The organism is Winogradskyella sp. (genome assembly GCF_965656915.1).
Classification (GTDB): domain Bacteria; phylum Bacteroidota; class Bacteroidia; order Flavobacteriales; family Flavobacteriaceae; genus Winogradskyella.
Genome location: NZ_CBFHMI010000087.1, coordinates 1 through 6623, shown reverse-complemented (window position 1 = coordinate 6623; position 6623 = coordinate 1). Strand labels below are relative to the sequence as shown.

Genomic DNA, 6623 nt, shown 5'->3' with positions numbered 1-6623 from the left:
ATATTCAGTAATGCCAATGATGTCGCTAAATTAATGCAAATGTATTTGCAAAAAGGGTTTTATGGTGGAAAACGCTACCTTAAGAGCGAAACTATTGACAAGTTTAACACCTGTTATTTTTGCGAAAATGATAATAGACGTGGCATTGGTTTTGACAAGCCACAATTAGGTGAAGAAGGACCAACTTGTGGTTGTATTTCTATGACAAGCTTTGGACATTCTGGTTTCACAGGAACCTATGCCTGGGCAGATCCGGAAGAAGAAATTGTATATGTCTTTTTAGCCAATAGAACCTATCCTGAAGCAGGTAAAAATTTATTACTTAGAGAGAACATAAGAACGGAGATTCAACGATTGATCTATGAAGCTATAGTTGAGTAGTATTCTACTAAGAATACGTTAAAAAGGCTTGAAGTTGTTAGTATTTAAAATAACTTGACACTTTATTTCTAACCAAAGACATTTAAAGGTATTTATGAAAATAGGAATTGTTTGTTATCCAACCTTCGGTGGGAGTGGAGTTGTAGCCACAGAGTTAGGTTTAGAACTATCTAAACGTGGGCATGAAATACACTTTATATCTTATGGACAACCAGTAAGATTAGAATTGTTGAGTAACGATGTACATTTTCATGAAGTACATGTTCCAGAGTATCCCTTATTTCATTATCAACCATATGAATTAGCCTTGTCTAGTAAGTTAGTGGATATGGTTAAATTACATGGTATTGAGTTGTTGCACGTCCATTATGCTATACCACATGCATATGCAGCTTACATGGCACAACAAATGCTTTTAGACGAAGATATCTTGGTGCCAATTGTAACCACATTGCATGGTACTGATATTACCTTAGTTGGAAGTCATCCGTTTTATAAACCTGCAGTAACCTTTAGTATAAACAAATCTGATGCGGTAACTTCCGTTTCTGAAAGTCTAAGAAAGGATACCAAGCGTTTGTTTAATATCGAAAGAGACATTCACGTCGTACCTAATTTTATAGATTTAGATAAACATCTTAATAATTTCACTGATTGTCAGCGCGCTATGATGGCAGAAGATGACGAACGTATTATTACTCATATCAGTAATTTTAGAGAGGTAAAACAAATTCCTGACGTTATAAAAATCTTTTATAATGTACAGAAAGAGCTTCCTGCTAAATTAATGATGGTTGGCGAAGGACCTGAGAAAGAGCATGCTGAAAATTTAGTTGAAGAATTGGGTATATCTGACAAGGTTATTTTCTTTGGAAACAGTAATGAAATAGATCGTATTCTATGTTTTAGTGATTTGTTTTTATTACCATCGCAAACCGAAAGTTTTGGACTTGCCGCATTAGAAGCAATGGCGAGTAGTATTCCGGTAATATCAACCAATACAGGTGGACTTCCAGAAGTCAATGTGGACGGTTATTCAGGGTATTTGAGCGATGTCAATGCAGTCAATGACATGACTAAAAACGCTTTGAAAATATTAAAAGACCCTGAAACCTTAGCAAAGTTTAAGGCAAACGCTAAAGCACAATCATTAAAGTTTGACATTCATGAGATTGTACCACAATACGAAAAAATCTATAAGGAAACGCTGAAAGAGTTTTTTGTAATTTAATTAAACCACACTGCATATTTTTCGCGTCGTAATTCTAATGCAATCTGTTCTTCAGCAATGATCGCTTCTTTTCTTGAAAGAAATGGATCTATATGATTGTATAAACTTGGTCTTAGATACAAACCATACTTTTCAACAATATTAGATGATATTTTATGACCTTTTTTAGTTCTGTATCCAGATTTGTGTTGCTCAAAACGCTCTTTAGGAGATTTACTAGTCATACCAATGTATAAACACTCTAAAACACCATTAAATTGAGGATTTGCATTTCTAAATTTAGTGTGTTCAGTATCCACACGCTTCGATAATTCTATAACATAAATTCTGTAAAGTATTTTCGGCATTATATCGTTAATTTATCTGATGGTTTTCGATTTGTTAAGATTAATATTGTAATAATATAGACCAATACAATAGCAAAAGGAATCACTACAAATCTATGTTCAGGTAAGAGATACCAAAGCCCTACAACTAAGATTGTTCTGGTCAACGTATGAAAAATTCCAACCCAATGATTGATGATCCAAGAAAATGGTAACCACATTAAACCAGTTAATATGCCAACAGATAATGGTAGCGAAGAATAGTCTATTAAGAAAAAAGGAATAGCTATGGAATATACCAAGATAGCTTGTGCTGCAGTAAAAAGAAAAAGCGTATCAAACTCATTTTTAGGTTTGCTTTTGTCTAAAAAATTCTCACCAGTAAATTTAGACAGAAATAGACCCAAATAAACAATACTGCCAGTTCCTATAAAAATAGACCAAACAGAAATAAAGTCAGAAAAAAATACACCTGTAATTCCAATGACTGTCCAAACTATTAGTCCAGATAGTGGTGTTGCTAAAAATTTTTGCTTTAAAAATTCAATACGTTGTTCTTCTAATGATCTATTCATTTGATTATGCTTTGTTGATAATATTTATTAAAATTAAGACTGAACACTATTCAATTCTAAAAAATTCACAATTTTGTTTCTAAGTTGATTTCTGAAGTATATACTTAAAGGATAGTATACTAAGCTTAAAACAATTAACAACAACCCAAAGAATAAGTAAAACCCATCATATTCAGACATTAAAAGTACTACTAGAAGTAATATAAATCCAGTAATAGCTGCTGCTATAGCGAAAATGGGTAGAATGGAATTAGGTTTTATAAGCAAGTTTAACAATGTTCCTTTTTGAGTATTAGCGAATGTACCATAACCATAGGCTGACTTTCGTTTTAAATGTGGCATGCTCCATCCAATAATATTCATTTTATTATGAACTGTAAACTCAGTACTACTATTGAATCTCCCTACTAAACCTAAAGTATTATTATTGAATAGATGTTCTAGTTGTAATTTTAGTTCAGCTTCACTCAATTTAGAAGTGTAGTTTGTTTCCTCAATATTTATAAGTTTTTGCCTGAGATTCAATTCGTTTATAATTTTTAAAATTTTACCAAATAAAATGACTATTACTTAAGTAGATTAATTATGAGTTTCTATTTCTTTTCCTCTCGTAAAATATTTTCCATTTTTCGACCTCTTGCCAATTCATCAATCAGTTTTTCCATACGTCTACATTGCTTATAAGTATCAAATTTGTCCTCTATGTCTTCAATTCTATATCCACAAACGACCCCTTTTATTAGATGAGCATTTGGATTGATATTAGCTTTTTGAAAAAAAGTTCTAAATGTAACTTTTTCATCAATAAATGCTTGTAAAGTATCCTGATTAAAACCGGTTAACCATTCAATTACCTGGTTGAGTTCCTCTTTTGTTCTGCCTTTCTTTTTTATTCTATTGAGGTAATGGGGATAAATGGACGAAAAAATCATATTGGCAACTTGCTCATTTTTTTCTACTGTAACTTTCATATTTTTTCGATTTTAAATTAAAGTTAGTGTGTTTATGACCGTTTTGCTACGTAAATGCGTTAGTATTGTTTGTTGTGCCTTTCAACAACTAATTTAGCAAACAAATAACAGATAGAAAATTACAGAGGACAACAGTACAAAAATCTGGCGCAGTAATTTTCGTAAGCCTGTCTTTTAATTACGCCATAGTGTTGTCTGTAGTTTATATTTGATTCATACATTATCATTCAGTTACATTTGATGACGCTACCTCTCGGTGGAGTCGCCAAACGCCGTCTTTCCCTTTTTTTAAGATAGCTAAGAAGCTGTCTTTCAGCTCAACTACATTTCCTTCACTATTTGTATAGTATACATGACTTATACCAAAATCATAAGCAATACTATCTGATGCGATGATTGTTTCTTTTGGAAACATGGTAATACTATCGTAAGGAAATGGACCTTGATTTTTAGCAGTCTTATACATTTCACCCCAATCGTTACTTCCTGGTGATATAGTCTTAGCATTTTTAGTAACCATTTTTCCAATGGTTTCTCCATCACCTTCTTTAACAGCCTTCATGAATATCTGGCGAGTTTTCTCAATTGATGCTAATTCGTTTTGAATATCAAGGGTATGGGTGTTTGAAAACTCTTGTTGATCCCTGCTGCTCTTTTCTTTACAAGAAACAAGGATCAGAATACAAAAAAGAATTAATGAACTTCTCATAGTTTAAAGTTTTTAAGGTTATTCAGGACGAGTCAAGCTTGCGTACAACGGTCTAGTGTATGATTTCGTTGCGTGTTTAAGTACTAAAGTTAGCAAATAAATCACAGATAGAAAGTCCGCGAGGACTTTCGTAAGTAAGCTATAACTAGCAATGAATTATACACGGCTTAAGTTTACAATCTATTAAATTTATAGTATAAATCAGAAAGAATAAAAGAGAGAATTAAGGTTAGTATACACGGTGAAGCTTAAGACTTCGACATTGATAATCCTCTCTCTTTTTCTACCTAAATTTCGTTCAGTTCTATGAGGCTTAAGACCTCGATTTTAAGTTGTTGAAAGTAAAGTAGAATGTCCTTTCCAAATTCAGTTCTTATGATTAAAGGTAAAAAAATTTATGGTATAGACATTAGTAAAAATGTCTTTAATGTCTATAGTGACACATCAGGTCACTTTCAATTCAAGAATGATGATAAAGGCTTTAAAAGTCTATTAAAGGCACTTCCTTCAAACGCTTTGGTGGTTATGGAAGCTACGGGCTATTATCATTATAGGTTAGCACAGTTTTTACATAAAAGGGGAGTAGCCGTATCGGTTGTTAATCCCTTATCTGTTAAACGGTTTATCCAGATGAAACTAGCTAAGGTGAAAACAGATAAGAGTGATGCCAAATCTATATGTGAGTATGGTACAATGAACGATTTGCCGCTTTATGACGCCCTAACCGATGTACATGCAGAATGTTTGCAACTCTTTACCGCAGCGAAGAACAAGCTTCATGGCGAAGAAGTTTTGGGTATACCATCGAAGTTTGTTTACCGTTCACTAAAACGACAATTGAAACATCTCAACAAAGAGATCGGATTGCTTAAGGATCGTCTTTTGGAACTGGTGAAACAGGACCAACAACAACAATTGACATTGCTTAAGAGTATTCCAGGAATGGGCGTAAAGACCGCTTTGTTTTTAATTGTGGTAACTGATGGTTTTTCGAAATTTGAAACAGCATCACAGCTATGTAGTTATGTTGGTATCACACCCACCATACGGGAATCTGGAAGCAGCGTTAGAGGAAGAAGTAGGATTAGTAAGGTTGGTAATAAGAAGCTTAGAAACCTGTTGTTTTTATGTGCTTTCTCAGCCTGTAAATACAACAAGGCATGTAGGGAAATTTATGAGCGCATTGTGGCCAAGGGAAAAAGTAAAAAAGTAGCATTGATCGCAGTAGCCAATAAGCTCTTAAAACAGGCTTTTGCCATTGCAAAACGTGGATTGCCTTATGATGAAAACTTTGTTTCTAAATTAGCTTAAAATTGCTTGTTTTTTAACTCAGTTCTTTGTTACAACCAGTTTTTAATCTTTTTTATTGTTAATTGTATTTCGATAGAAAAAGTTAATATCGTCTGAGTTACTTTCAATTATATCTAATCTACTATCATTGTTTAAGTCTGCAATTATAATGTCGTATGTTGCTGATTTATCATTTCTTAAACTGACTTTTTTCCAAGATGTTCCTTTTTCAAAATTAAGAAATACCTGATTTGGTTCTCCTGAATTTGCGATAACAATATCTATAGTTCCGTTACCGTCTAAATCTCCAAAATCTAATGAATATGAATTGTCAGAAGCGTGATCAAAAATTACTTTTTTTTCATAATTCAATTCACGATTCCCAAAATAAATTATGTTTGCTTCTTTGATGTTAGCAGTAATAATGTCATAAAATCCATCATTATTAATATCAACCACACTAACGGACCTTGTTTCGTCATTTCCACTACCGAAAGGGATTTTTTTAACAAAATTTAAATTGGTATCATTCAAATAGATGAAATTTTGTTGTCTGTCCCTATTAGCTAAAATTATATCTTTATGACCATCTTTGTTTATATCTATAACGTCAACATCAATAGTTGAGTCATCTTTTGAGCCAAATTTCACAATCTCATTAAACTGTCCTTTCCCATTATTTAAACAAATTTCATTTTCTCTTCCTCTATTTGTAATAAGGATGTCAATATCTCCATCAGAGTCAATATCAACTGTTTTTAAATTACGTGTAGGTGCATATTTTTCACCAAAGTTTCCAGATTTAACAAATTCACCTTGACCATTATTGATGTATAGTGTATTCGGGGCCATATCATTACCAACAGCGATATCTAAATCTCCATCACCATCAAAATCAGCTAATTCAGTTGCATAACTAGTTTCGTTTACTTGGTCTAGTAATTTTGATATGGTAAAAACGCCAAAACCATTATTAATAAATATCTTATTTGGCTCTGGCCAATGTCTTCCGTTTGCGACTATTATATCTATATCTCCATCATTGTCTATATCTCCAGTACTGATTGAAGCGGATTTATCTTTTGCAAAACCTAATACAGTTCTTGAGTTGGATTTAAATTCTATTTCTTGAGCATTTAC

General features: G+C 32.7%; 9 protein-coding genes. 3 read left to right on the top strand and 6 right to left on the bottom strand.

From position 1 onward, the window contains the following. Positions 1–381 (top strand): serine hydrolase domain-containing protein (locus ACTG3Y_RS13010; RefSeq protein ID WP_439153354.1); only part of this gene is annotated, 381 nt, incomplete at its 5' end. A 94-nt stretch (positions 382–475) separates the two neighbouring features. Next, a complete protein-coding gene (gene bshA, locus ACTG3Y_RS13005) occupies positions 476–1612 on the top strand; it encodes an N-acetyl-alpha-D-glucosaminyl L-malate synthase BshA (protein ID WP_439153353.1) in 1137 nt (378 codons plus the stop codon). Here bshA and ACTG3Y_RS13000 read toward each other — a convergent pair. From ACTG3Y_RS13000 to ACTG3Y_RS12980, 5 genes are all read right to left on the bottom strand, one after another. Then, positions 1609–1959 (bottom strand): ribose-5-phosphate isomerase, encoded by a 351-nt coding sequence (locus ACTG3Y_RS13000; protein WP_439153352.1) that lies wholly within the window; start codon positions 1957–1959, stop codon positions 1609–1611. The genes bshA and ACTG3Y_RS13000 overlap by 4 nt on opposite strands. Next, the gene (locus tag ACTG3Y_RS12995) at positions 1959–2513 is read right to left on the bottom strand and encodes a DUF7010 family protein (RefSeq protein WP_439153351.1); all 555 of its coding nucleotides are present in this window, start codon (positions 2511–2513) and stop codon (positions 1959–1961) included. The genes ACTG3Y_RS13000 and ACTG3Y_RS12995 overlap by 1 nt, the downstream gene beginning before the upstream one ends. A gap of 33 nt (positions 2514–2546) precedes the next feature. Continuing rightward, entirely contained in the window at positions 2547–3038 is a 492-nt protein-coding gene (locus tag ACTG3Y_RS12990; RefSeq protein ID WP_439153350.1) for a hypothetical protein, read from the bottom strand. 68 nt (positions 3039–3106) lie between these two features. Then, positions 3107–3484: a DUF2200 domain-containing protein gene (locus ACTG3Y_RS12985; protein WP_439153349.1), complete on the bottom strand. Its 378-nt coding sequence runs from the start codon at positions 3482–3484 to the stop codon at positions 3107–3109. 223 nt (positions 3485–3707) lie between these two features. Further along, positions 3708–4193 (bottom strand): YybH family protein, encoded by a 486-nt coding sequence (locus ACTG3Y_RS12980; protein ID WP_439153348.1) that lies wholly within the window; start codon positions 4191–4193, stop codon positions 3708–3710. A 375-nt stretch (positions 4194–4568) separates the two neighbouring features. Between ACTG3Y_RS12980 and ACTG3Y_RS12975 the strand changes: the two genes are divergently transcribed. Next, a complete protein-coding gene (locus ACTG3Y_RS12975) occupies positions 4569–5504 on the top strand; it encodes an IS110 family transposase (protein WP_439153347.1) in 936 nt (311 codons plus the stop codon). A 42-nt stretch (positions 5505–5546) separates the two neighbouring features. Here the strand turns inward: ACTG3Y_RS12975 and ACTG3Y_RS12970 are convergent. Further along, the coding region (locus tag ACTG3Y_RS12970; RefSeq protein WP_439153346.1) for an FG-GAP repeat domain-containing protein at positions 5547–6623 on the bottom strand (1077 nt) is incomplete at its 5' end.